Annotated in this window: 23 protein-coding genes, 1 tRNA gene and 2 rRNA genes; 9 read left to right on the top strand and 17 right to left on the bottom strand. The window is 54.1% G+C overall.

What is annotated here, in order from left to right; genetic code table 11:
- The 5 genes from DHN12_RS04690 to DHN12_RS04670 all read right to left on the bottom strand — a co-directional run bounded on the left by DHN12_RS04690 (position 1) and on the right by DHN12_RS04670 (position 5,237).
- Positions 1 to 531: an ester cyclase gene (locus DHN12_RS04690; protein WP_108859141.1), complete on the bottom strand. Its 531-nt coding sequence runs from the start codon at positions 529 to 531 to the stop codon at positions 1 to 3.
- A 127-nt stretch (positions 532 to 658) separates the two neighbouring features.
- Positions 659 to 1,813 (bottom strand): carbohydrate ABC transporter permease, encoded by a 1,155-nt coding sequence (locus tag DHN12_RS04685; RefSeq protein WP_108859140.1) that lies wholly within the window; start codon positions 1,811 to 1,813, stop codon positions 659 to 661.
- 1 nt (position 1,814) lies between these two features.
- Positions 1,815 to 2,789 (bottom strand): carbohydrate ABC transporter permease, encoded by a 975-nt coding sequence (locus DHN12_RS04680; protein ID WP_234416555.1) that lies wholly within the window; start codon positions 2,787 to 2,789, stop codon positions 1,815 to 1,817.
- A gap of 114 nt (positions 2,790 to 2,903) precedes the next feature.
- The gene (locus tag DHN12_RS04675) at positions 2,904 to 4,115 is read right to left on the bottom strand and encodes an ABC transporter substrate-binding protein (protein WP_108859138.1); all 1,212 of its coding nucleotides are present in this window, start codon (positions 4,113 to 4,115) and stop codon (positions 2,904 to 2,906) included.
- Positions 4,116 to 4,163: 48 nt separating this feature from the next.
- Positions 4,164 to 5,237 (bottom strand): ABC transporter ATP-binding protein, encoded by a 1,074-nt coding sequence (locus DHN12_RS04670; protein ID WP_108859137.1) that lies wholly within the window; start codon positions 5,235 to 5,237, stop codon positions 4,164 to 4,166.
- A 152-nt stretch (positions 5,238 to 5,389) separates the two neighbouring features.
- On the opposite strand from DHN12_RS04670, the gene DHN12_RS04665 reads away from it, so the two are divergent.
- Together DHN12_RS04665 and DHN12_RS04660 are read left to right on the top strand one after the other, a co-directional pair.
- Positions 5,390 to 6,403, top strand: coding sequence for a nuclear transport factor 2 family protein (locus DHN12_RS04665; protein WP_108859136.1), 1,014 nt, complete (start codon positions 5,390 to 5,392; stop codon positions 6,401 to 6,403).
- Positions 6,400 to 7,272: an amidohydrolase gene (locus DHN12_RS04660; protein ID WP_108859135.1), complete on the top strand. Its 873-nt coding sequence runs from the start codon at positions 6,400 to 6,402 to the stop codon at positions 7,270 to 7,272. Before DHN12_RS04665 ends, DHN12_RS04660 begins: the two co-directional genes overlap by 4 nt.
- A 111-nt stretch (positions 7,273 to 7,383) precedes the next feature.
- On the opposite strand, the gene DHN12_RS04655 is transcribed toward DHN12_RS04660, so the two are convergent.
- The 4 genes from DHN12_RS04655 to DHN12_RS04645 form a co-directional block, all read right to left on the bottom strand.
- Entirely contained in the window at positions 7,384 to 8,196 is an 813-nt protein-coding gene (locus DHN12_RS04655) for a sterol desaturase family protein (protein ID WP_108859134.1), read from the bottom strand.
- Positions 8,197 to 8,349 carry a hypothetical protein gene (locus DHN12_RS24355; RefSeq protein WP_159089966.1) on the bottom strand — a complete coding sequence of 51 codons (153 nt, stop codon included), beginning with the start codon at positions 8,347 to 8,349 and terminating at the stop codon, positions 8,197 to 8,199.
- 172 nt (positions 8,350 to 8,521) lie between these two features.
- On the bottom strand, positions 8,522 to 9,358 hold the full coding sequence (locus DHN12_RS04650) for a 3-methyl-2-oxobutanoate hydroxymethyltransferase (protein ID WP_159089965.1): 837 nt from the start codon (positions 9,356 to 9,358) through the stop codon (positions 8,522 to 8,524).
- Between the two features lie 16 nt (positions 9,359 to 9,374).
- A complete protein-coding gene (locus DHN12_RS04645; protein WP_108859132.1) occupies positions 9,375 to 10,340 on the bottom strand; it encodes an NAD(P)-dependent oxidoreductase in 966 nt (321 codons plus the stop codon).
- A gap of 31 nt (positions 10,341 to 10,371) precedes the next feature.
- On the opposite strand from DHN12_RS04645, the gene DHN12_RS04640 reads away from it, so the two are divergent.
- Complete coding sequence (locus tag DHN12_RS04640; RefSeq protein ID WP_234416554.1) at positions 10,372 to 11,349, top strand: LysR family transcriptional regulator; 978 nt, start codon at positions 10,372 to 10,374, stop codon at positions 11,347 to 11,349.
- Positions 11,350 to 11,680: 331 nt separating this feature from the next.
- On the opposite strand, the gene DHN12_RS04635 is transcribed toward DHN12_RS04640, so the two are convergent.
- From DHN12_RS04635 to DHN12_RS04625, 3 genes are all read right to left on the bottom strand, one after another.
- Complete coding sequence (locus DHN12_RS04635; protein ID WP_108859131.1) at positions 11,681 to 12,046, bottom strand: hypothetical protein; 366 nt, start codon at positions 12,044 to 12,046, stop codon at positions 11,681 to 11,683.
- Positions 12,047 to 12,334: 288 nt separating this feature from the next.
- Entirely contained in the window at positions 12,335 to 13,711 is a 1,377-nt protein-coding gene (locus tag DHN12_RS04630; RefSeq protein ID WP_159089964.1) for a hypothetical protein, read from the bottom strand.
- A gap of 723 nt (positions 13,712 to 14,434) precedes the next feature.
- Positions 14,435 to 15,145, bottom strand: coding sequence for an enoyl-CoA hydratase/isomerase family protein (locus DHN12_RS04625; RefSeq protein ID WP_199913470.1), 711 nt, complete (start codon positions 15,143 to 15,145; stop codon positions 14,435 to 14,437).
- A 214-nt stretch (positions 15,146 to 15,359) separates the two neighbouring features.
- Between DHN12_RS04625 and DHN12_RS04620 the strand changes: the two genes are divergently transcribed.
- Positions 15,360 to 16,016, top strand: coding sequence for a TetR/AcrR family transcriptional regulator (locus DHN12_RS04620; RefSeq protein WP_108859129.1), 657 nt, complete (start codon positions 15,360 to 15,362; stop codon positions 16,014 to 16,016).
- Positions 16,017 to 16,437: 421 nt separating this feature from the next.
- On the opposite strand, the gene DHN12_RS04615 is transcribed toward DHN12_RS04620, so the two are convergent.
- On the bottom strand, positions 16,438 to 17,439 hold the full coding sequence (locus tag DHN12_RS04615) for an AraC family transcriptional regulator (protein ID WP_159089963.1): 1,002 nt from the start codon (positions 17,437 to 17,439) through the stop codon (positions 16,438 to 16,440).
- Between the two features lie 142 nt (positions 17,440 to 17,581).
- On the opposite strand from DHN12_RS04615, the gene DHN12_RS04610 reads away from it, so the two are divergent.
- From DHN12_RS04610 to DHN12_RS04595, 4 genes are all read left to right on the top strand, one after another.
- Positions 17,582 to 18,979, top strand: coding sequence for an amidohydrolase family protein (locus DHN12_RS04610; RefSeq protein WP_108859127.1), 1,398 nt, complete (start codon positions 17,582 to 17,584; stop codon positions 18,977 to 18,979).
- Between the two features lie 26 nt (positions 18,980 to 19,005).
- A complete protein-coding gene (locus DHN12_RS04605) occupies positions 19,006 to 19,770 on the top strand; it encodes a DUF3299 domain-containing protein (RefSeq protein ID WP_108859126.1) in 765 nt (254 codons plus the stop codon).
- Positions 19,767 to 20,945 carry a carbohydrate porin gene (locus tag DHN12_RS04600; protein ID WP_108859125.1) on the top strand — a complete coding sequence of 393 codons (1,179 nt, stop codon included), beginning with the start codon at positions 19,767 to 19,769 and terminating at the stop codon, positions 20,943 to 20,945. The genes DHN12_RS04605 and DHN12_RS04600 overlap by 4 nt, the downstream gene beginning before the upstream one ends.
- A 124-nt stretch (positions 20,946 to 21,069) precedes the next feature.
- Positions 21,070 to 21,810, top strand: a complete 741-nt coding sequence (locus tag DHN12_RS04595) for a hypothetical protein (RefSeq protein WP_159089962.1) — start codon at positions 21,070 to 21,072, stop codon at positions 21,808 to 21,810.
- Positions 21,811 to 22,427: 617 nt separating this feature from the next.
- Here DHN12_RS04595 and DHN12_RS04585 read toward each other — a convergent pair.
- Positions 22,428 to 22,709 (bottom strand): thioesterase family protein, encoded by a 282-nt coding sequence (locus tag DHN12_RS04585; RefSeq protein WP_159089961.1) that lies wholly within the window; start codon positions 22,707 to 22,709, stop codon positions 22,428 to 22,430.
- 207 nt (positions 22,710 to 22,916) lie between these two features.
- On the opposite strand from DHN12_RS04585, the gene DHN12_RS04580 reads away from it, so the two are divergent.
- A complete protein-coding gene (locus tag DHN12_RS04580; protein WP_108859121.1) occupies positions 22,917 to 23,135 on the top strand; it encodes a tautomerase family protein in 219 nt (72 codons plus the stop codon).
- Positions 23,136 to 23,342: 207 nt separating this feature from the next.
- Here the strand turns inward: DHN12_RS04580 and DHN12_RS04575 are convergent.
- The 3 genes from DHN12_RS04575 to DHN12_RS04565 form a co-directional block, all read right to left on the bottom strand.
- Positions 23,343 to 23,419 (bottom strand) — tRNA-Met (locus tag DHN12_RS04575).
- A gap of 129 nt (positions 23,420 to 23,548) precedes the next feature.
- Positions 23,549 to 23,663, bottom strand: a 5S ribosomal RNA gene (rrf, locus tag DHN12_RS04570).
- 152 nt (positions 23,664 to 23,815) lie between these two features.
- A 23S ribosomal RNA gene (locus DHN12_RS04565) occupies positions 23,816 to 24,177 on the bottom strand; the annotation flags it as partial.

Below are 24,177 nucleotides of genomic sequence, written 5' to 3'. Positions count from 1 at the left end.
TCAGTTTTCGGGCCGGGGTGGACATTTCTCACCCCGGTCAAATGCTTCCCAGCCTTCGCCGTTGAACAGGTCGACACCCAGTTGCGCCGCGACATGTGCGAAATCGACATTCACCCAGTTGTCGACGATCTTGCCGTCAACGACTTTCCAAAAATCCATATAGCGGATCTCGACCCGCTTGCCGGTGGGGGCGATGCCCAGAAACTCTCCCGTATGGGTTGCTTCCTGACGGCCAAAGGCTGCTGCCCATTCGCCCATGTAAAGACGGGCCTCATCGATGCAGGTCTTGTCCGAAAACGCCGCTTGAAACGGGCGCTGCCAGTTTTCCTGAAACTCTTTCAGCCCGGTTTTAGTGCCGCAGCCTTGATTGCCCATCCAGCGGAAGCCTTGGGTGAAGAATTCTCCGATGTCATCAATGCGGTGATCGTTCAGACCATCCACCATGGTTTCGATCACGCGGCGCGTGTCTTCGGTTTTGCTCATGTCCGTGTCGCGGGTCAGAACCGCTTGCTCGGGACGGGAACCTTTCATGTCTATGTCCTTTCAGGTTGCCAGAGAGAGAGTTTGGGGATCGCAGCCCCTATACTCAGAAAGTCCCTCGGCATCCTGTTCACCGCCGGGTGGCGCGACATGGCGTTATGGCGTGCATGGTTGCTCATCAGCCTTTGACCGCTCCGGCTGTCAGACCGCTGACGATCTGGCGCTGGAAGATCAGAACAAGGAAGATCAGCGGCGCAGTGATCGACACGGCGGCGGCAACCGCGACCACTTGGTCGGTTGTAGTCGTTTCACGATTGAACATGCCGACAATGGCGGGAACCATGGTCTGGTTCTGCGCATCCAGCAGCAGCGCAGTGACAAGAAAGTCGTTATAAGCCAGCAGGAAGCTGAACAGACCTGTGGTGATCACCCCCGGCCACATCACCGGCATGATGACACGGCGGAAGGCTTGGAAATGGCTGCACCCATCGACACGGGCGGCCTCGTCCAGTTCTGCCGGGATATTCTGGAAGAATGAGCGTAGCATCCAGATGGTGAATGGCTGATTGATCGCGACCAGAACGGCGATCACCGCAAAGGGCTTGCCATACAGCGTCGGTGCGTTTTCACCGAGGATCGGGGCCAGCCATTCAGCCGAATTGATGAACACCGGCAGATAACCGGCCACCAGCACCGAATGCGGTAGCGCGCGGAACACCAGCGCCACGATCAGGATCCAGAACGCCAGTGTCGAACCCGAGCGCGCCAGACCATATCCCGCCAGCGTGCCTACGGTCAGCGAGACTGTCACCACGCCTGTCGTCACAATCAGCGAATTCTTAAAATTGTTCGAAAAACCCCGGTCGATCCAAACGGTCTTGTAGTGTTCAGTGGTCAGGCCCAGCACGTCCCGGCCCAAAGGTCCGAACCAAGGGTTGAGCACGCTTAGAATGGCAGGCAGAACAACAAAGAACACCACGAGAAAGCCCACCAAAACGACCAGTACGCCAATGACCCAGCCGAACCATTCCTGTCCGGGCTTCGTGTAGGATTTTACCATCGACGGCAGGGTTTTGGTGGCGATGATTATCGTTGCCCAGATCACCGCAACACCCAGAATGATATCCAGCAGCGATAACCCCTTACCGACGCCCAGCGTGGCCGGGCCAAAAATCACGTTCAGCGCATTGCTGTCGAATGCATCGACCGGCGATTTGAAGCTCATAACCACGATCCAGAAGATCGGGAAGGCCGCGATCAGGCACCAAAGCGCCAGAAAGATGTTCGAGGTCAGCCGCAGGCTGAGCGGTTGGCGAAGCGCGCGCGAGGACATGTCAGTGACCTCCTTTATGATCGCGCCATGTGCGGCGCAGCGGCAGGATAAGCAGGATGACAACGCCAATCATGGTCAGCATTGAGTTGGCTGAGGCCCGACTGATCGACCTGTTGCCTGCCTGATCCGGCGTCAGGTAGTCAAATGTCAGCCACTGCAGTGAGATCACATATCCCTGGCTTGAGAAACCGACGATCTCTTCAAAGACACGGTAGCTGTCCATCAAGTGGATCATCGAGACGAAGATAATCAGCGGCATCAGATGCGGGATGACGATGTATTTCAGCCGCTGCCAGCGTGTTGCCCCATCGATAACAGCGCTTTCCAGACTGTCCTGGTTGACCGTTTGCAGACCGGCGTAGAAGATGATGGCCGCAAAGGGCGCCACGTGCCAGACGCGGTAGATCATCATGAGAACTTCTATTGTCCAGGCCTGCGCGAACAGGGCTATGTCACGGTTCAGCCACCATTCCATCATCGCAGTCAGGATACCGTCGCCGCGAAACAGCCAATTGATTGACAGCACTCCGATCACCGGCGTGATGATGAATGGCAGTAGAGAGACAAAAATCACCGGCCCGCGGATCGATCGCGCGGCATTGTTGATCAGGATCGCAATCCCTAGCCCGCAACCGACCACCAGCGGCAGAGTGATCAGAGTAAATGTCAGCGTGAACCGCAGGGCCTTCCAGAAATTGATCGTGGACAGCACGTGCCAGCTGCCATCGCTTATGGCACGCCACGCACGTTCAGGTTCCAACACGTTGCGATAGCTTTGCAGCCCTACATATTGGGTTTGCGTAATGATCTCTCCATGCTCGTCGAGCTTCGGTTGTGACACTTGCTCAGTCACGCAGGTCTGCGTCACAAAACCAGGGGTGCAGGTTTCCTTTTCGACCGTCTCATAGATCGGCTGGGTGACATAGAAACTCTGCTGGAACACGCTGACCAAAGGGAACGCGATAAAGAGAAGCATCATAAAGACAGAGGGACCGACAAAAGCAGCAAATGTCCGGAAGTTCATGGCTCTGCCTTTCTAATGGCTCTCGGGGGAAAGGGATGGGAGGGCCGTAGCCCTCCCAAGAGAGGATCAGTTGCTGATCAGACCCGCTTCTTTCGCGGCAGTGACGTAGTCTGCCTCGATATCGGCCAGAGTCGTCTGCGCGTCTTTGGCACCGGTCAGATAGTCGGCCAGTCCGTTACCCAACGAGGTGTGCATGATGCCCATAGGACCGGAAGCCGGGTAAGCCTTGGCACCGCCTTCAGCGGACGCTGCAGCACCTGCAGCCAAAGGACCTGCCGAATAGGCCGTGCTCAGCCATACAGCGACATCGTTGTTCGCACTGACCGTATCGGTGTCCATGCCCTCAAGTGCGACGCGGAAGGCAGCATCCGCTTCTTCGTCGCTCATGTTCGAAGCCAGAACAATACCGTCCCACCAGATTGTGGTCGCCGGAACCGCCGATCCCATTGGAGCCGCGGCCATGGTCACCTTGCCAACGACCTGGCTTTCGGCCTCATCGTTCATCGCAGCGGCACGGCTGGCCCACAGGTTCGCCATTGCAATCTTGCCCTGCTGGAATTGCTGTTGCACATAGGTCGAGTCAGAGACCAGATATTCCGGGTCCATATACTCGGTCATGGCCTTCAATGTCTCAAGCGCTGCTACGCCTTGCTCGTTATTGATGGCAGGCATGTTGCCGTCACCAAAGAACGAACCGCCCTCGCCCAAATACATATTGACGAACTCCTGACCAAGGTTCCAACCGGTCTTGAACGTCCCACCAATGGGATAGTCCATGACGCCGGCTTCTTTGATCTTGGCCGCCGCGGAAAGAACATCGCCATATGTCTTGGGCTCTTCGATGCCCAGCTCGGCCAGAACATCATCGCGATACATCAGGTGCTGAGCGTTCACCATCATCGCGATCGCCATGGTTTGTCCGTCCACCTTGATCAACTGGTTGGGCAGCAAATCCTGGCCATATTTTTCAACCAGATCGTCCAGAGGGCGGATCGTGCCCGCGTTCAGCAAGGGGACCAGTGTTGCGTTCGATACACCGCCGATCTGATAAAGTGCGGGATCAGCCGCAAATGCCTCAGGTTGCTTTTCGCGGAATTCTTGGTCCAGCGAAGCGCTGAAGTTGCCGCATTCCGCCATTGCATCGGTGACCGCTTTCCAGGCTTCAAACCCGGCGGACAGCGACTTCAGTGGCACGTCGTTTTCGAAGGCGCATTCCGCCCATGCGCCGGTGGCGGCGATGGACATGGCACCTGCCATAAGGATCGTCTTGAGTTTCATGCGTTTCTCCCTGTCAGGATCGGTCCGTCGTCGACGTCCGGACCGGTGTTAAGCCCGTTTGGGCTGTTTGTGGGGGTGCTCCCCAATCCGCGCACCGCTTTCAGCTTCAAAGAGGTGACAGATTTCTTTCGGCACCGAGAACGAGACTGTCTCGCCAATCTCGGCGCGGTAGGCTTTATCGGCTTTGACCGATACCAGAGCACCGCCGACCCGGACCGAGATCATGGTCGCGTCGCCCAGCAATTCCAGCGTGTAAATGGGTGCTGTGATCTGGCCCTGCCCTTCGGCAAGGCTGGCGTCTTCAGCCCTGAAGCCCAGCGTCATAGGTCCATCCGGTGCATCCACTGGGATTTCGACGTGTTCGGCACGGAACATTCCGCCTGAAACGTCGCCATCCATTAAATTCATCGCGGGTGAACCAATGAAGCTGGCCACAAACGTGTTTGCCGGCATGTCATAGATTTCCGTGGGGCTGCCAACCTGCTGCACCACGCCCTGTTTCATCACCACAACGCGGTCGGCCAGTGTCATCGCTTCGATCTGGTCATGGGTCACATAGATCGTCGTCACCGCCAGCTCGTGACTGAGGTTCTTGATCTGCGCCCGGGTCGAGACCCGCAGTTTGGCGTCAAGATTCGACAGCGGCTCGTCCATCAGGAACACGTTTGGTTCGCGCACAATGGCACGGGCGAGCGCCACTCGCTGTCGCTGACCACCTGAGAGCTCGGCGGGTTTGCGATGCAGAAAATCGTCCAACTCTACCATCGCGCTGGCGCGGCGTACCTTCTCGTCGTGGGTCGACGGGTCGATGCCGCGCACCTTCAGCGGAAAGCGGATGTTCTCATAGACGTTCATGTTGGGATAAAGCGCGTAGCTCTGGAACACCATCGCAACGTCGCGGTCCTTCGGCTCCAGATCGTTGATCACATTGCCATCGACCAGGATTTCGCCCTCGGTCACGTCCTCAAGCCCTGCGATCATCCGCATCGTCGTTGTCTTGCCGCAACCCGAGGGGCCGAGCAGGACCAGAAACTCGCGATCAGCAATGGTCAGGTCGAAATTGTGAACCCCAACGAATGAGCCCCATCGCTTGCCGACGTTCCGCAATTGAATTTCCGCCATGGTGCCCCCTGCAAGGAATCATTTTGCATACGTTTGCAAAACTGTAATTCGCATACGTCAATTCAGGCAAGACTTTTTTGCATACGTATGCAAAACTGACGCAAATACCCGACTCAACCCGGCTTCGTGCCTCTCGTAAAACTTTGATCACAATGGCAAATACCGTGACCTTTCAGACAGAAAAAAAACTCGTCTCTGCGTTTCACACCGCGTTGGATTCCGCGACAGAACAAGAAATCCCGAAGGTAATGAGCCAATACTGCGCCCCAGAACTGAAGTGGCGCGGCTTTCACCCATTCAACGAAATCAATGGCGCCGAACAGGTTGCCCGGCAGTTCTGGCAACCACTAAAGAGCAGCCTGACCCGCCAGCAGAACCGTGTAGATATCCTGTTTGCGGGGCAAAACTCGCTGCGGGACGAGGCCGACGTCTGGGTCGTGTCCATGGGGCATTTGATGGGGCTTTTCGATCGTCCGTGGCTGGGCATTCGCCCAACTGGCAAGCTGGCATTCCTGCGCTATTGCGCGTTCTACAAGGTCGCCGGTGACAGGATTGTCGAAACAGCGATGTATTTCGACATACCGCACCTGATGGTGCAAGCCGGGCAGAATCCGTTCCCCCCACAAACAGCGGCGCATTTGGTGCAACCCGGACCAAGACCCCATGACGGCCTGCTGCTGAACGCACAACCTGCTGAAGAAGGCGAAAAGACCCTGGCGATCATCAATGCGATGATCTCGGATCTCGGCCAATGGGACAATGGGTTGTCGCTTGAGGATGAATTGACCCAAACCTGGCACCAAGACATGATCTGGTGGGGACCCGAAGGGATCGGCGCGACCTACACGATAGAACGCTATGCAAAACAACACTCTGGACCGTTCCGGGCCGCCTTCTCGGACCGATCTAAAACCAATCATGTCTGCCGCATGGCCGAGGGGCACTATGGCGGGTTCTTTGGCTGGCCCAATTTCACGGCCACTCCGTCCGGCGGGTTCATGGGAATGCCCGCCACCGGGAAACCCGGCGAATTCAGGGTGATCGATATCTATCGCCGAGCGGGTGACAAACTGGCGGAAAACTGGGTCTTCATCGACTTGCTGCACTTCTGGAATGGGCAAGGCGTCGACATTCTGGCCCGAACCACAGAGATCGAAACGCCATGAGGATAGATGCGCATCACCACCTGTGGGACCTGTCTGCCGTGACCTACCCCTGGCTCATGGAAAAGGGCATCGCTCGGTTCTTTGGCGACCCCTCCCCCATCCAACGAAACTATTTGCTGCCGGAATTTCGCGCAGACGCCAAAACCGAAGATTTCGGCGCTTCGGTACATATTCAGGTGGGCGCGGCTGACCCCTGGGCCGAAGCGCAATGGGTGCAATCAGTGGCGGACCAGTTCCCGGACTGGCCCTTGGTGCAAGTGGCCTTCTGCGACTTGACCGCTGATGATCTGGACAAACAACTCGACCGCCTTCAAACCCTGCCGTCTGTACGCGGCGTTCGTCAGATCATCGGCCGCGCTCCGGGCGAGGATGCAATCACCGGCACAAACACGCTGCTTGAAGACCCAAAGTTCTTGGCTGGTCTGAAACAACTGGGCTCACGCGGGCTATCCTTCGATCTTCAACTGCTGCCTGAGTTGATGAAAATGACCTCAAATGTGTTGTCGCGGGCCACAGAAACCCGGATTGCACTTTGCCATGCAGGGTCCCCCCACGACCGAACCGCACAAGGCTTGCAGAGATGGGCGGAGGGGTTAAAAACGTTGTCAAACCTCCCGCAAGTCTGTTGCAAACTCTCCGGCCTCGGAATGTTTGATCATAACTGGAGCGCTGAAAGCGTCTCACCAATCGTTGCATCCTGCCTGTCACAGTTTGGTGCCGACCGTTGCATGTTCGGGTCGAATTTTCCGGTCGACAGCCTCAGTTCAACTTACAAAGAAGTTGTTTCCAGGCACCAGGAACTCGTCCCGGCATCAAACCAGGACGATGTGTTCCACGGCACGGCAAAACGCTTCTATCTCTTTGAATAGGGAGAATTTTTTTTAGCCCTATTTTAGCGACGTCTTCCCGACGGAAGTTCCCGAAAGTGAGCCCAATCCGACCAACGCATTGCAAACGAACTTCAGTATTTGGAGCTTTGGTTATCTGCCGCTAGCGTGCATTTCACGGTTACGGTTCCGAGTACGCTTTGTGGCGTCCTCGGAACCATCATGATATGTTCCGAACCACTTATCCCAGGGCATTTCGGCATTGCCATAATTGCACTCGTAATAGCGATGATGAAGCTGATGGAAAAATGCGCCTATCAGCAAAGCCTGACGATCGCGCGCCCAAATCGCTTCGTATCCAGAGTGAGACGACGCTGCACCCAGCATCAGCCAGTAGCCGAGGAAAATCATGTGAACGGGATGGCTGGGTAAGATCAGCACGATCAGAATAGCACTGAGATACCCGAAGGATTCGACCGGATGCATCGACATGCCGGACCAGGGGCCGGTGTTGACGTTGCGGTGGTGCACGGCGTGTACGTGCCTGTATATGAACGGCTGATGCAGAAATAGATGAACGGCATAAAAGTGAAAGCTTTGCCAAAGCGCCAGTATCGGGAATAGCAGAATGAACCACACAGGATGCGCGACAAAGCTGAGCGTGCCGATGAAACTGTTAGCGTACATCCAGCGCAGGAAGCATTCAAACATCGACAGGATGGTCGCACCAAAGACCATCGAGTAGTAGATGTTGTCCCAGATCTGATAGCCGAATTTATACAGCGCATTCTTGCGCTTCATGTACGGTCGGGGGTCGTATTTCAGCAACTTGCCTTGCCCGTCGACACCATAAAACCACATATGCAGCCCACCGGCGACGACCAATAGCAACACCCAGTTGCGAATGAACACCCATGACATCCAGCCAATGGCAAAAATGGCCTGATCGGATCCGATGGGCTGCAACTAGAACGCCACCAGAAAAGCCAGCGCAAGATAGATCGAACGATCCGAAAATTGCAGCCAGTTCTGCCAGGCCCATTTCCCCATCACGCCGAATTTGGGTGGCCAGTGCCAATAGGGGCGTGCTTTACCGGAAATTCCGGGTGCCAGTGCCATTCGCGGCTCATGGGGGCGGGATCTTCGGAGGTAAGAGCTGTTTTCCGAGCGTTCGTATCTGCAGTCGTCACGGGGTGTCCTTTCCTGAGCAAATGTACCTTTTTTGATCAGGATGAGGCCGGAGGCGGCTCATACGGGTATTTCCGTGACGGACGGCAAGTCATCGTGGGGCCTACTCTTGAAACGGGCGGCGCTTGTCCAGCGCTTCACGTAGTTTTTCATGCTCACCGGGCTTCATGCCGGTGCTCGTCGCAGTGTCGGGATAACTACCGTCCAGAACCGCGGTACGATAGGCGGTCAAACCCTTCATCCTTTCGGCCTCCAGTTTGGTATGGGCACCTGCCATATCGGCAAAGGCTTTGGCATGACGCGGAGGGTTTGGGGTGTCGCCGCAAGCGTCTTCCTGGAAAAGGAAGATCACATCGGCAGCCCCGCCAAAACCGATTGAGTGGGTGATCAGTCCGGTACGCGGGCTGATCTCTGCAATCGCCTCGTCGGCGACACATTCCAACTCGACTGCATAAGCACCAGCGTCTTCCAACCGTCGCAGATCCTCGGCCAGTTGCATTGCTTCATCCGCGGTGCGCCCATAGGCACGCAATCCGCCGATCTGGGTGGACAGGCGGGGCACCAGGCCCAGATGACCCTGTACGGCCAGCCCTTCGTCGGCCAGCAGTTCCACGGCTTTGAGACTGCGCAATGTGTAAACCGCGTCTGCCCCGGCGGTGGCGGCACGTATACCGGCACGCAGGATGTCCTGGTGGGTTTCATAATCGCCGGCCATCAACGCGGCAGTGGTGAACGTGTCAGGCGCACCGGCGCGTACTTCGGCCAGATCGTGATCGACGATTGATAGATGATCAATGCCCGCGGCCTGAGCCGCAGCAGCCTCGGTGCGGTTCACGGCGGTCGTCTGCACGAATTTACGCCTGCCCTTGCCTGCCTTGATATCCGCCACCGTCAAGTTACGCGTCGCCGGGTGCCCTCCAAAAGTATAGATCCGCTTCAAAACCGCTGTCCTTTTTTTATTCAGCGGCTTTGCGTTCAGAGCCTTGCGGGATCACCTCGTAACCGGGTTCTTCCGGCTCATCATCCGTCATTTCCGGCGGGAAACCGGGGGCGAGAATGTCCAGACCGGTGGCCTCTTCCAGACGTTTGATGATATTGGGAGAAAAACAACGCTCGCCATAGCGTTCGATGCCATCCTCAAAGATCTGAACCAACATAGGCGAGATTTCCAGCGGCACATTGTGACGGTCAGCCACCTGCTGGAACAGACCGGCATCCTTTTTGACCAGATCCATGGTGAAAGAAATGTCCCGGCTACCGTTCAGGATCACCTGACTTTCGGTTTCATGTACGAATGACGTGCCGGAGCTAATCTTCATCGCCTCATAGGTCGTGTTGAGGTCCATACCGGCCGCCTTGGCGGTGACAAGCGCTTCGCAACAAGTGACAAGATTGGCCGTGGCCAGATAGTTCGTCACAACTTTCAGAACCGAAGCCGAGCCCAGATCGCCAGTGTGCAGAATGCGGCGCCCCATGGTTTTCAGGAAGGGCGCGATGCGGTCAAACGTAGCACGATCGCACCCCGCAAAGATCGAGATATTGCCAGTCGCCGCACGGTGGCATCCGCCCGATACCGGGCAATCCACGGCTGCGCCTCCTGCCTCCATCACCATTGCGCCCAAGCGTTTGACCTCGGCTTCGTCAGTGGTGGACATCTCCATCCAGATTTTGCCCGGCTTCACCTCGGACAGCATCTGTTGCATGACGGCATCCGAGGCAGCGGGCGATGGCAGACAAGTGATAACAGCATCGCAATCGCACATCAGTTGGGCCGGGCTTTCACCCCGGACCGCCCCACGCGACACGAAATCATCCACAAGTTCGGGATTGAGGTCATGCACCGTTAGATCAATGCCGTTCCGCAGCAAACTGCCGCTGAGTTTCCCGCCGACATTTCCAAGACCAATAAACCCAACTTTCATGTGCGTGTTTCCCTGTTCCAGTTCCCGCCGGATGATCGGCAAAGATGTTACTTCGCAAAAAGTACAAACGTTGATGGCATTGTGTAAAACGAATAAAACCGGCAAGTATCAGCGAAAATTTTCGGTGCTAAGAATGCCGCGATCTCCTAACCCTATCTGGCTTCGGTCCTTTGAATGCGCGGCACGGCATCTGAGCTTTACTGCTGCCGCAGCCGAGCTGGGCATCACGCAATCGGCACTCAGCCTTCATGTCCGCTCGTTGGAAGCGCAACTTGGTTGCCCCTTGTTCTATCGCGCCGCACGCAACCTAAGCCTGACCGAAGTTGGTCAGGCATACGCTTTTTCTGTGCGGCAAGCGCTGAGAGACATCGATCTGTCAACGATCAGCCTTTTCGGATCAAACCAGAAGCACGAACTGGTCGTGCGCGCGCCAATATCCACGGCGACCTTGTTTCTCGCTCACAGGTTGCCCGAGTTTTTGCGGATCCACCCCGATATTTCCATAAAACTGGTCTCGAACATTTGGGCTGAATCCGCAGGCCGTGAAAATGTCGATGTCGAGTTGCGTGTGGGAAGCGGCGAGTGGACTGATATCCCCGCTCGGAAAATATCCACTGAGCGTATCGTCCGTATTGCCCCCAAGATTTCTGGGGGAAAAGCCCCTTCCACCGAAGATCTGCAACAACAGCCGCTCATTCACATTCTGGGATTCCAACAAATGTGGGAACGGTATTTTTCCGCAATCGGGGTTCAACAAACCCAGTACGCGTCGACCTTTGTGGTCGACACGACAATTGCGGCGGTGGACATCGTGGCCGCAGGTGGCGGCAATGCGATCGTTATCGAGAGGTTTGCCAAAACCGCCATTGAGACCGGAAGAAAGGTCGCCATAGTTGGTGAAGCAGTTCCAATAGAACAGAGCCACTATTTGATTGCGGGGCAAAACTTAAAAGTGGATGCAGTGGCCAAACAGCGTTTTGAAGCTTGGCTAGAATACATCTTTGGATGAGCCAGGTTCTGGATCCATTATTATGACTGCCAGTATTTAGTCTCCATTGTAACTTAGACAGACTTGCGGGGCACTTGCCGGGTTACTGTAGCCTGTCTCTGAGGGCTTCGTAAGGGGTCCGCCCGTTGTGCACTCCATGTGGTCTTGCGAAGTCCAATTCCTGATCGAAGAATGGAGGAAGCGCTACAACACCCAACGACCGTGCAGCGCTCCGGGCTACCGCCTTCCGACTCCGGACACCATCGTCCAGATAGACCAGAAGCCAATCATTCACCAACAATCAATCTGGGCCCCTCAAGGAGGGCTGATCAATATCCTTTGTTTCAATCTATCAAAGCTCGGGCTGCGCTGACGCTTCATCGTCGGCCGGTGTTTGCTGATGCGACACGAGCTTCCAAACACCCGCATCGTTTAAATACGTCGACGCACATAGTGCATGGTAAATCGGAGCGTTAGGACGCTCGGCTGAAACCCGATATGCGAGAACAGCTATATCACCTTTAAGATTGAAATGTCGGTCGCTCATTCGGACCGTCCGCCATCCTGCTGTGCCTTGCGCACCAGTCCTGCCGCGTTGTATTTTCGCCGGGTACGGGAAGATCATCACAGCATCTTCAGATATTTCTGAATGTGCGGAATCGAAACCGTTCAACCACAGCCGCTCTTCTGTCGCCCAAAGTTGGTCTTCAGTGGTCATTTCCCTCTCCTTTATTGCGTACGCTTCAATAGAACATGGCGCTTTTTGAAGTCAGCTTTTGAATCGACCCCGTGAATTTGGGAACAAAAACAATTTCTTTCATAGGTTAGGCGTTCTGCACCTAGCCGTCACCTCAATTGGTGTTTTGGGCGCTATAGGTCAAATTTCTAGGGTCTGCGAACCTTCATCGCCCATTCAGTGCATCAATGAGATGAGGCGAATTCGGCTTCGTTTGGACATTGCTGAGTGTTGAAAGCATTCGGTTTGCATTCCCTTGCGCAATCCTGTTCAACCGGCTGGAACCCCAAATACGAAGACCGCTCCAGAAACGATACTTAGCGCCAAAAAGGCTACGGCTTTTTTTTCGTCACCCTTACGCTTACGCGCAGCTTCAAATGCGACCAGGCACTGAAGGGCATAAAACAAGGCAAAGGCACGGCTTGCCAAGGCAATCACCTGGTCAACATCAGTCGACCACAGAATGCCGATTCCAACCAGCGCAATTAAACCATAGGCGTGGCTGGGGTTTACGCGATCATGAGTGATCTCGCCGATCAGGCCGGCATCCCCAATACTGTCTGCAACAGATGCGCTAAATTGGCTGGCTGTCGCAGCAATTGTCAAAGAAATCGGCAGTATGCCCGCGACCAAAGCCGAGACAGATATAACAGCAGCAACTCCCTCTCCCTGAGACAGATCTATCAGCAGCGGCGAAAGGAGTATGAAGAAGACAATGTAAATAACCCCGGAGAGCAACTGCGCGTTCCACATCGCCTTAATTCTGGTCTGCGCATCAAATTCCTCGCCCATGAACCTTGTCGTTTCAAATCCCTGCACAACAATCAGCAACCCGAGAAGAACAGGAAGTGACTTAAGCTCGAATTTGCCAGCAGCTGACAGAAAGTCGCCCGGCCCGACGATCTTCCCGAATGCAAAAACCGCAAGAGCCGCAAGAAAACCAGCTATCACTGATAGATTTAAAGCTGTCGCATAGCGTTCAACGCGGGCAACTTTTTGCGCTCCACCGCTCCAACCTAATAGCCCAATTACTACCAATAGACTTATCGCGATGGGTTTTGCCAACTCTGGCCGGTCAATATTTGCGCCCTGTAGGACAAAGTGCCCAAGAAGGGCAAGATAATAGGAAACGGAAATGAAGTAGGCAAATGCGAGAACAATATGACTGAGTTGCTCAATCGAATGCAGAACATGATCCTTGTCAGCTGCCAATTGTGGTTCGACAACTCTGATGTTGTAGCGAATTGTCCATCCAATCAGCATTGCCACGAGAATTAACAGCGCCATCGCAAGCGCAGCAAAGCCCCCGAACTCCCGGGCAAGCAGAGGGGCGGAAACCAGAAAACCACTCCCGATGATTGAGGCGAGTGGTGTAACTGTGGCGCGCCAAATCGCGGTTCGTGAAAACGGCGCGAACAATAATCCCATAAGAATAACTGCTCCAATGACCACAAAGGTAATTGTCGGTATCAAATCAACAGACCTATCCGGTTCGGGCGTGTTCTTCGCCTCTTGAGAAATTCTATCCGAGTTAACTACTTCTAACTGTGTTTCGGGCTTTTCCCTATGAATAATCCAAGCACTGATTTTTTGGCTGTTGTTGAGAAAATTCCCTGACAGGGTCCGATGCGCGCCGCTGCAATCCATAGGGATGCCACACTCGGGCGTGCACCGAGTAACTGGTTTGGCGAAGCTGCACCGCAGCACTTGTGATCACTATGAAGGTCTGTTTTGGGCCGGAAGCAGCCCTTGATGGAGACAAACCAAAAGGCTGGTTAGTCCCGCAATTCAGTCATCAGGGCCGATGTGACGAACGTCCGCTACCAATAAAAGCAGACTTATCCGTCGAAAACCGCGCGACGATGTCGGTTGTCGCCCGGTTGGTGGGCGAGAACAGACATCCGACAAAAACACTCAGATGTCCGCTTCGAGCCCTTACCAGACTTTCACTTAGAAACTCTGTGCTGTGCGGGCATTGGGCTGCTAGCAGCCCTAAGCAGACATTCACAATTAGATTTTGCAAATCCCGAGAAGCGCCACTTTCCGGGCACTTGCCGCATGTGCAGCTTGAGTTGCTTTGCCGGTGGCATTGTGCCCGAAGACAATTTCAAACTTCGCCGTCCCTACTAAGTTCGGCTCCGACACGGGTGCTGACAGCTACAAGATTGCGTTAACCTAGAAACTTCGAGAAATAGCGCAGGTTCGATCATGGATAGGTGTTCCATCCATGGTCCATTTGCACCTGATAAGCGGCCAATAGCTACCTTAAGAGCCGGACAGTTCAGCGGCAGTATCAGCAAAAACTCCCTCGAAATCTGTTGCTTCACGCTCCGTTTGACCACCGTGCTTCAAAAAAGCTACGATTATCGCCTAGGTTTTGCCTTCTCTGGCCCTTTCCAGGAAGTGGCGAAGCTCTAGCTCTGCGCCTGCGGCTTCATCCCTGACGGACACTGCAACAATCTCCTTGTACATCACGATGTCTCGCAGTTCCAAATTTCGGATCGCACCAAGAACTGCTTCAAGGAAAGTTTCCATCTCTGCCCTGGGCACAAATTTGGTGATGACATTCACCGCCTCTGCTTCTTCGGACGTAAGGTCTGCACCTGTCAGCAGAGCCTGGAGTGCTTTGTTCTTCCCCATACGCCGGGCAAATTGCACTGCACCTTGCCCGCCCGTCGGAATGTTGACGCCTATTTCCGGTTGGGCAAAGGCGGCGTTCTCAGTGCCGTAAGCGAAGTCGCAAGCCATGATGAACTCGTTGCCACCTCCGCGAGCGATCCCGTCTACAACAGCAACAGACACTTGCTTCATGGCTTTGATGTTGTTGATCATATGGCTAAATTCGATGATCCCTGCCTGACCGCCAGGAGTGCCGTTGATCGTGTTCAGATCAAGATGAGCAACAAAGAAATGCGGGTTCGCCGACTTAAAGACAACCGCCTTTGTTTCCCGGTCGTCTTTAAGCGACAAGATGAATGCATTCATCTCATTGATGACGTCTACCGTCCAGATATTCGCTGGCGGGTTGTCGATGACCACCGACGCCACACCGCTTTGCGTTTTGATATGCAGCTTGCTCATTTTGAGGCTCCTGAGTGTTCTTCCATTGACTTGTTAAGTTGTCGGCGTCCGCCGCGGTTCCACGGCTGACGGGCCCGACGCGGTTACACGTAAGTAGATTTATACAGTTGTAAAGATTTTTACTTTACAAATGAAATGCATTGATATTCGAAAGTAAGAGGAATATCTGCACAAACGGCTGAAAAGCCGTATCAACTGCTCAAATTTGCTAAATATGGAGATTTTTGTGGCCGTATCCCGAGATCGTTTGGCCGATGTAAGTAAGCGAGCGCACGCGAAGGTCGGCAAGTTTGCCAATCGTCAGGCAGAACTCGCTGACGCCGCGCTGACAACTCTCGCTGAACTGGGTTATGCTCGGACTTCTTTGCGGGATATTGCGGAAAACACCGAGTTCTCGCATGGGGTGTTGCGCTATTACTTTAGCGACAAGAATGACCTGATTGTTCAGTGTATCCGGCAGTACAAATCAGTGTGTGTGCGCCGCTACGATATGGCCACGGAGCAAGCTGAAACACCGGAAGGTCTTGTTGACGCTTTTATTGAGAAGCTAACCGAAACTCTATTGAAGGAAACCAAACTACACCGTCTTTGGTACGATCTCCGTTCACAGGCGCTGTTTGACGATGTTCTTCAGAATGACGTGCGGCAAATCGACCGTGACTTGGAGGACATGACTTGGTGGATTGTTGAGCGCTATGCGCTTCTGAAGAACGGTTCCCCAATCCTCTCATCCCGGGCAATTTACGCCGCTATCGATGGCCTTTTCCAAGAGGCCCTGGCGCGTGTTGTTTCCGGTGATGCAAACGGTGCTGCCGAGCTGGAGAATGAGTTGCGTAAATTGTTACCGGTGATTGTGAAGGCTCGCAAGTAAGGCGCCGCGACTGCAATTCACCTTCAATGCGATGGCCCAGATTATGTATGAAAACCGTTTGCCGCTCGATGTTCAATGGCGCCCATGCTGCCTCCATCAAAACGTGCACTTTAGACGCTATCGGGATGATCCGATCAGCAAGATGAGGTTGACGAAAGACATGCTGCATTAGCGAGGGAGACCGACCAAGCAATACCTGCTTCGGACATCAATTACTGATCGCAACCCAATGCGGACGTTCGCAACCAAGCTTTGCAAACTCCGAAAAACACAACGAAACTGCCAGTTGCAGAGGTTGTAACGACGGTGACAACCAACCAATTCAAGCCGTCGACTAATCTGTTTAACGTCGCACTACAACTTCTCCAAACTGATCCGACGAAGACCTTTTTTTCTGAGCGTTCATTTGGCTCGACCACATTTACTTGCTTCGGAACTTGGTCGGTGTCATTCCGGTTTGACCTCGGAAAAAGCGAGTGAAATGGGACTTGTCGGAATAGCCGAGCATCAGACCAATCTCCGCAATTGTCATCTGGTCTGCTTTGAGGTGCTCTTTGGCGACATCGACACGCAGCCGTTTGATTTCACGGGGCAGCGTTGTGCCTTGTTGCTGAAGCGCTTTCAGAAACCGTTCCGGGCGAATTCCCAGCATTCCAGCCACCATCTCTGGCCCCAAATTGGTTTCATCTAGTTTGTCGCGTAAGACAGAGCGCAAAGCTGCCACCACGGTTACTTCTTCCTCTTGTTGAGGTGAAGCTATGGGCTTGGCAGAGCCCTCAGAGACATGGTGCAAAAACAACCATTCCACAGGAAAACTAATTTGCATTCCGGGATCAGTCCCAAGGCCAACCTCGATCCCTTTGTAGTCGATAGGCAGCCCATTGATGTATCTGCTTTCCCATCGCACACGCGAAGAATCCCAGGAATCTCCGACGACGGTCTGCAATAGGCGTACATAGATTGCGGCACCAAAACCGGTCACCTGAATGGGTGGGACAGTTGGTTCCTGTTGCCTCTCGATACGATAAGTCGCCTTGCCTGCTTCAATCACAAGGCTGTGCCGCACAGAATTGGACTCCTGCGGTACGAGTCCAACAAAGCGGGTAAAAAACTCGTATAGCGTTTTTGTAGATTGCAAGGCTTGAGCGAAGGGCGGCCATCCTTGTAGGTCAAACGCCTCACCTACATTCAGTCCTAGGTATCGATCCCCTGATACTTCTGAGAAGGCATTCACCAAACCGTAGACCAGCTCTGAGTGAACGAACACGGATGGGTCAGACAATAGTTCGACTTTCAATCCGACCTGGTCCAATGCTGGTTGCGGATTGATCTTGCGTTCGGTGAGATATTGTAAAAACGGAGCGGCTAAGGAGAGGCGAATAAAGCCCTCGCTATGCTCTTGAGAGGTGGAGTTGAAAGGCAAGCTCGTCACCCTTGTGATGATTAGTATTTGTATTCAGTGGCCATTTTTATAATCACATTCGAACATCCTAATTCAAAAGTGGCAACCGAGGCAAAGTTTTCCGGACTACTGTTGGCAAAACATGAATATGAAGGGAGTACTTATGTCCGGTCTACGAATGTCGCTTTGCTCGACGGTAATTGTCGCTGCAGGTCTTTCTTTTTCAGCGTCCGCGCAGGCTCAGGATCAAGAAGAACCCCAAACGTTGTTTACCAACGTGCACATCTTCGATGGCGTGAAAGAACAGCGCATCGAGAATGCCAGCGTATTGGTCGAGGGCAACCTGATTAAGTCCGTATCAACCGATGCGATCGATGCCCCCAATGCTACAGTCATTGACGGAGAGGGGCGGACACTGACCCCCGGGTTTATTGAACTGCACGCGCATCTCATGCTGATGGGACCGACCTTGCCTGCGATGGAGGCCAACACGACCTGGGAGGATTTTGCCATACACGGTGCCCGGATGGCCGAGATGTATTTGATGCAGGGTTTCACCACTGTCCGGGATGCTGGTGGCGCTAATGGCGGACTACGTAGGGCGATAGACTCGGGGCAAATCGAGGGTCCTCGTTATTATCCATCTGGGGCATTTATTGGAACACGCGGTGGTCACGCTGACTTCGCGAATTTCACGGCACCACCTGGTTCGGAGACAAACATGGGTCGGCTGAACATGGCTCAGGAGGTCAGTGGTGTTGATGACGTCTATAAATTCGCACGTAACAACTTTCGTATGGGCGCGACGCAATTGAAATTCATGCAATCCGGGGGTGTCGTGTCGGCATTCGACCCTTGGCAATTGCTGGCCGGGTCGCCCGAAGAAATCAGAGCCGCCGTCCAGGTCGCGAATGAATATGGCAGCTATGTCATGGCGCATTCCTATCGCAAGGAAGCAATCCTGAGTGCGCTCGACGCGGGTGTGATGTCAATCGAACACGGTTTTTCTTTTGACTGCGAAATTGCCGAAGTCATGAACGAGAAGGGTGCGTACATTACAACAAACCTTACGGCATTTGATCCCGGCCTTCTTGATATTCCGGCGGTGGCGAACGTGCCGGCGAGCCTTGCCAAGGCAAAGTCTGCGTCGGCCACATTTGCTGGCTATATCGACAATATGAAAGAATGCCCGGTGAAGCGGGGTTTCCAGACAGACTGTGTTGGTTCGGTCGAGGCGTGCAATATCCAGATTGCCTACGAAAAACACTTAAACAATGATTTTTTCGGCCCCTATACGTCCATGGTGACACTGACATCGACAGGCGGTGAAGTTGTCGCTCTGTCAGGGGATTTTATGAACCCGTATACCGCTGGAAAACTGGGTGTGATCGAGGAAGGGGCCTATGCGGACATCCTGCTGATCGACGGTAACCCACTAGAAGACTTCTCAGTAGTGGGAACTGGTGATCAGTGGTTTGGCGCCGACCCGAGGCCTGAAAGCCCTGATACGATCCGGCTGATCATGAAGGACGGTGTGATATACAAAAATACACTGAATTGACCCCAAAACTCGACCGGAGAGTATTCATGTTCTTTTGGTTTCGCTCCATCTTGCTCGCGGGTTTGGTCTGTTACGGTCATTCCGCCATGGCAACGCCAGGAACAGCGCTGGACTGGGTCGATCTTCCAGACCCATCTGTGCAGGTCTATGAAGATCCCTATCGGGACCTCAGCCCCGAACAGTTCGACGACGTCCTTTTCGTTGTGCGGATGCGTGGCAGACTGCAGCAGGACACTGGCAGCGCGGAAGAAAGACTGAAATGGCAGGAGCTTCTGACCGAAACCGAGGATGCCTTGGCGGGAGTTGGCGTTGATGTCGATTGGCTGCTCGATCAAAGAGAGATTGTGAAAGAGCGGCGAAGAAAGGCTGGAACGAACGGAAATCCGAGGTTCGACGGTCAAACAATCACACTCGCGGGCTTTGCCATTCCTGCTCCGAGTGATCCGGACGGTCAGTCTGTGGCATATTTGGTGCCAGAACGAGGGATGTGCAGTCACATGCCGCCACCTCCGCCCAACCAGATGATACGTGTGCGGCTGAATGGCGACTGGGCGCCCAGCTATTACCACGAACCCGTTCGGCTGACGGGCACGCTGACTATCGATCCTTCTGTTCAGAATATGATGGTTGTGGACGGCCTCGTGCCTATGAATGCGACTTTCCAGCTAGAGACGGAACGTGTCGAAACTCTGGAAACTGAAGCAGACGGGCTGGAATGGAAGCAACGTGTTGCTGATCGCATCCGAGCGGCGGGCCATCGCAAGACCGGCGGGGCAAAGGCGTCTGAATGATAAGATTTCTCGTTGTCGCACTGAATATTGTCTTTGCTGGCGCAGCGTCGGCTCAGGGACTATCCGGGCCATCTTCGGTTGAAGCTGATCTAAAGCCCGGAGATGGGCTAACCGATCCGCAATATCGTTCCGATTTTCCACGCAATATCGCTCCGGGTTGGTTTCAGTGGAAAGACCGACTGGCTGAGGGTGGGTTTCGGTTCAACGTGGACTATTTGGCGTTGGGCCAAACCACGAACGCGGATCTGGGCGAGGGCGAAGCTGCCAGCGGAATTGCGCGGTTCTATGGCAGTTGGCAGGCGACTGAACGGGGGTCTCTGACATTCAAGATCGAAGATCGGCACAGTTATACCAATGTTGCCCCGCAATTCCTTGGGCTAGATGGTGGAGCCCTTTCGATCACAGGGACGGCCTTCAACGATAATGGTTTACTGCTGACCAACCTGTTCTGGACCCAAAGGGCCGAGAACGGCGCGTGGACGCTGCAAGTCGGGCAGATTGATGTAACAGACTTTGTGGATATCTATGGGTTGGTCAGCCCTTACAGTGGTTTCCAAAACCTGTCTTTTAATACCAATCCGACAATTAACACGCCCAACCAAGGTCTTGGCATTGCCGGTGGGGTAAAGCTGAGCGAAAACTTCTACGCTGTTGCGAGCGTCTCAGACGCAAACGCCGACCCGTCTGATCCAAACTTTGATGTGTTTAGCGACGGCAATCTCTTTAAATCGCTCGAACTCGGCTACACCTCCGGCTTTGATCGCATCTACTTCGACAACATCCACTTGACCGTCTGGCATGCGGATGCGGCTGACGATGGGAGCCGTCCAGAAGACTACGGCGCTGCGTTTTCAGCCGCATGGTTTGTTAACAATAAATGGATGCCTTTCTTTCGGGCTGGGGCTTCTAAGGGGACAGCAGCGCTCTATGATCGGTCCGTTTCAGCGGGTCTTGGCTACTATGGTCGCAATACCGATCTGGCCGGGTTGGGCCTGAACTGGGCCGAGGCAAGAGGCATCGACGATGATCAGTTCACGCTGGAAGCATTCTACCGCTTTTCAATCTCATCAGGTTTGCAGATCACGCCGTCGGTGCAATTCATTTCTGACCCGCTGCAGAACGCCACTCAGGACAGCATTACGCTGTTCGGCCTAAGAACCCGTATCGTCTTCTGATGTGGGGTGGCCGCAGTCAAAGGGCTGTGTCAAAGGGCGACTGAGGGAGATCAGCGGGACTTTGCAAAGTCTGCTTTCTACGCAAAAAGCTCCGTCGAATGCGGCGTTGGACGACAAACACCGAATGCTGGAAAGGGTGGCACGGTTCGAAGGTGAAACATATTCCGTGTCCAGCCGCATCGCCTCTATCGGGCGAACATTCTATCTTGGTCTGGGCGACAAGGATTGGCAGGCTGTGGCCATTGCAGCCGAGGGCTGGCAAATTGTCAGTCACCCGCCAGCGCGCTTTCGCCGCTCGCCCGCAAGGCAGGCGTTGCCAGCACTTGAATGTCACGAGCAAGGCATCAATCTGTTGCGGGATTTTGTGAACGTGGACAGCGAAGATGATTTCCGCATGTTGGTGGCATGGGTTCTGGGATGTTTCCACCCCAAAGGCCCCTACCACATTCTGATCCTGTCCGGCGAACAGCGCAGCGCCAAAAACACAACTGCGCAAACGCTGCGCGATCTGATCGACCCTGCAAGCCCAAGCACCCGCAGCACGCCCAATTCCGAGCAGGATTTGGTGATTGCCGCGACGCATAACTATGTTCTGAGTTTCGACAATCTCTCAACCATCCGTCCGATGATTGCAGATGCTTTCTGCCGGATAGCAACAGGCGGAGGATTTTGTACCCGCAAGCTGCACACGGACAGCGCCAAGGTGTTGTTTAATGCCACCCGGCCTCGCCTGCGGAACGGCATTCCCGACCAATCTGCTCGGCCTGATCTGGCAGATCATGCCATTAGCATTCATCTGCCGGTGATCCCACGTGGCAAGCGCAATACCTTGGGCGCGTTCAATCGCGATTTTGCAAAGGCCTAGCACTACATTCTCGACGCGCTATTGGATGCCGTGTCCTGCGCCTTGGGTCGGATTGTCTCTGTGAGCCTCACAGAAGCCCCCAGAATGGCGGAATTCGCAAAATGGGTGGTTGCGCTGAGGATTCGCTTGGATGGACTCAGGTCGCGTTTCTGGACTCCTACGCGGCCAATCATGCCCGCAGCGACTAAGCCGCTGTTGAGGCCAACCCGGTTGCGCTGGCACTCTAGTCGCTGATGGATGGACTCCAGTATTGGAGCGGCACGGCAACCAAACTGAAGCAAACTCTCAAGGACCGCTTCCCTGCGCTGAAAGAAGGCAGCCATAGCTTTCCCCGGACTGAGGCAAGGTTTGGGGCCGCGCTACGCAGGGTTCAGCCAGTATTGCGGCGTCAGGGTGTAAACATTGCGTTCAGCCGCGAATACAAAGCAGTAATGCGATTATTAATTTGATTAACCGGTGAGAGTTCGCGCCGCAACAAATGCTCAAGCGCTCGACCTGAACAGTCGGGCGCTTGTATGTTGCTCTACTCCTTCATACGTTTTTGCACATCGCCTTCGTCGGCTATGCGGACAAAGGCGCCTTTCCTCAATATGTGTTGAATGTTGGCTTCCGGACTTTCAGGTTGGGTTCTCCAACCATTTGGTTGCGCGTTCGCGAACGTCATCGGGTGTCTCTGTAGCATGGCGGGTTTCGAGGGTTAGCAGCACGCATTTGAATTCGGCTTCGAACGCCGTCATGTTCCCGTCAGCTCGAAAAAGCCGATGTGTAAAGGTCATGGATATAGAGCCAATCACTACAACTTCCGTCTCCAGCCGGATCGAGTCGCCAGCAGTAAGCTCGGCGCGGAATTCGCTTTGTGCGTTGAAGACGGCGAATGAAACAAGGCGGCCCGTTCGCATATCATTTGTGGTTAACCCCATTTCAGATTGAATGGCTAGTATACCGTTGGATCAGCGACCGAGCGAAACGAAACCATTGCTGACATGTGGTTGCTCCTCTCGAACTGCATAGAATTCTTACAAGAAAGGGCATTGCATGTCATCTTTTGGAACAATCGGCCAAGTATAAACTAGCATTTTGGTAAGTCTTATGAAATGGAGTGTGCAATGCCCTCAATTGAAATTCAGGTGCTTGAAGGTGTGTTTTCGGCAGAAGAAAAAGGCAAGATAATACAAAATGTCACCAAGGCATTTGGCGAAGTCACCGGGCAAACAATACAAAACGGAACGTCTGTCCGATTGCTAGAAGTAAGCAGCGGCTCGTGGGGTTACGCGGGAAACATACTGACAACACAAGACGCTTTGGACATGCGCGCCCGTGGTTGACGAAACGTCTTAGTACCGAGTCAGCTTCCAGCAGTTCAGGGCTCATCGCGACCTATTTGCTGAGTTTTGCACGGACAGCCCCTGTTGTGGCGTTGCCACATGCCAAATTTGTCCCTGTTGCTTCCACAGTGCTTCCAGATGTGTTGGCACAAATTGCAACTTCGCCGTGAGGCGGTGCTTAAGCATTTGATTGGTAATCATTAAAGTTGGTTGCGGGAGTAGGATTTGAACCTACGACCTTCAGGTTATGAGCCTGACGAGCTACCGGGCTGCTCCATCCCGCGACAGTTTGCGTTGGCCTATTGCTTACGCTAGTTGAGGCCTTGCGTTGGTCTACCGCCTATTTGGCTAGTTGAGACCGGGTAGTGTTTTTTTGATCGTAAGAGAGAAGTTTGATTGGGGGATTTTTCTAGGTTTGGCGGTGACCTACTCTCCCGGGGCTTAAGCCCAAGTACCATTGGCGCGGCAGTGCTTAACTTCCGGGTTCGGGATGGGACCGGGTGTTTCACTTGCGCTATGACCACCAAACCGAGGAAAATCCCCGTCGCGGCTTTGCTTTGCAAAGAGGCGACGCGCGTTGCCGCACGGTTGTTGTTTCAATCAACACCGCAGCGTGTTGCTGCGAAGTTATCCATGTTTAATGAGGTGTATGTTTTTGATTTGTCTTTCCATTACTGGATCAAATCAAGCCTATCGGGCGATTAGTACCGGTCAACTGAACGCATTACTGCGCTTACATCTCCGGCCTATTGACGTGGTGGTCTTCCACGGCCCTCAGGGAGACCTTGTTTTGAGGGGGGCTTCCCGCTTAGATGCCTTCAGCGGTTATCCTGTCCGATCATAGCTACCCAGCACTGCCGTTGGCACGACAACTGGTCCACCAGTGGATCGTTCACCCCGGTCCTCTCGTACTAGGGGCAACTCCTCTCAAGTCTCCTACACCCACGGCAGATAGGGACCGAACTGTCTCACGACGTTCTAAACCCAGCTCACGTACCTCTTTAAACGGCGAACAGCCGTACCCTTGGGACCTGCTCCAGCC

It is taken from the genome of Ruegeria sp. Alg231-54, assembly GCF_900143525.1.
Lineage (GTDB): Bacteria > Pseudomonadota > Alphaproteobacteria > Rhodobacterales > Rhodobacteraceae > Ruegeria.
This window is presented reverse-complemented; position numbering and strand designations above follow the sequence as displayed.

Bases quoted from the DNA above. Each gene is read 5' to 3' on its own strand.
- DHN12_RS04610 (WP_108859127.1), top strand. From the start codon at position 17,582: ATGTCCGGTCTACGAATGTCGCTTTGCTCGACGGTAATTGTCGCTGCA.
- DHN12_RS04635 (WP_108859131.1), bottom strand. From the start codon at position 12,046: ATGACCACTGAAGACCAACTTTGGGCGACAGAAGAGCGGCTGTGGTTG.
- DHN12_RS04620 (WP_108859129.1), top strand. From the start codon at position 15,360: ATGGAGATTTTTGTGGCCGTATCCCGAGATCGTTTGGCCGATGTAAGT.
- DHN12_RS04605 (WP_108859126.1), top strand. From the start codon at position 19,006: ATGTTCTTTTGGTTTCGCTCCATCTTGCTCGCGGGTTTGGTCTGTTAC.
- DHN12_RS04660 (WP_108859135.1), top strand. From the start codon at position 6,400: ATGAGGATAGATGCGCATCACCACCTGTGGGACCTGTCTGCCGTGACC.
- DHN12_RS04645 (WP_108859132.1), bottom strand. From the start codon at position 10,340: ATGAAAGTTGGGTTTATTGGTCTTGGAAATGTCGGCGGGAAACTCAGC.
- DHN12_RS04600 (WP_108859125.1), top strand. From the start codon at position 19,767: ATGATAAGATTTCTCGTTGTCGCACTGAATATTGTCTTTGCTGGCGCA.
- DHN12_RS04630 (WP_159089964.1), bottom strand. From the start codon at position 13,711: ATGGATTGCAGCGGCGCGCATCGGACCCTGTCAGGGAATTTTCTCAAC.
- DHN12_RS24355 (WP_159089966.1), bottom strand. From the start codon at position 8,349: ATGGCACTGGCACCCGGAATTTCCGGTAAAGCACGCCCCTATTGGCAC.
- DHN12_RS04640 (WP_234416554.1), top strand. From the start codon at position 10,372: ATGATCGGCAAAGATGTTACTTCGCAAAAAGTACAAACGTTGATGGCA.
- DHN12_RS04595 (WP_159089962.1), top strand. From the start codon at position 21,070: ATGCTGGAAAGGGTGGCACGGTTCGAAGGTGAAACATATTCCGTGTCC.
- DHN12_RS04690 (WP_108859141.1), bottom strand. From the start codon at position 531: ATGAAAGGTTCCCGTCCCGAGCAAGCGGTTCTGACCCGCGACACGGAC.
- DHN12_RS04680 (WP_234416555.1), bottom strand. From the start codon at position 2,789: ATGCTTCTCTTTATCGCGTTCCCTTTGGTCAGCGTGTTCCAGCAGAGT.
- DHN12_RS04625 (WP_199913470.1), bottom strand. From the start codon at position 15,145: ATGAGCAAGCTGCATATCAAAACGCAAAGCGGTGTGGCGTCGGTGGTC.
- DHN12_RS04585 (WP_159089961.1), bottom strand. From the start codon at position 22,709: ATGCGAACGGGCCGCCTTGTTTCATTCGCCGTCTTCAACGCACAAAGC.
- DHN12_RS04685 (WP_108859140.1), bottom strand. From the start codon at position 1,813: ATGTCCTCGCGCGCGCTTCGCCAACCGCTCAGCCTGCGGCTGACCTCG.
- DHN12_RS04675 (WP_108859138.1), bottom strand. From the start codon at position 4,115: ATGAAACTCAAGACGATCCTTATGGCAGGTGCCATGTCCATCGCCGCC.
- DHN12_RS04665 (WP_108859136.1), top strand. From the start codon at position 5,390: ATGGCAAATACCGTGACCTTTCAGACAGAAAAAAAACTCGTCTCTGCG.
- DHN12_RS04580 (WP_108859121.1), top strand. From the start codon at position 22,917: ATGCCCTCAATTGAAATTCAGGTGCTTGAAGGTGTGTTTTCGGCAGAA.
- DHN12_RS04670 (WP_108859137.1), bottom strand. From the start codon at position 5,237: ATGGCGGAAATTCAATTGCGGAACGTCGGCAAGCGATGGGGCTCATTC.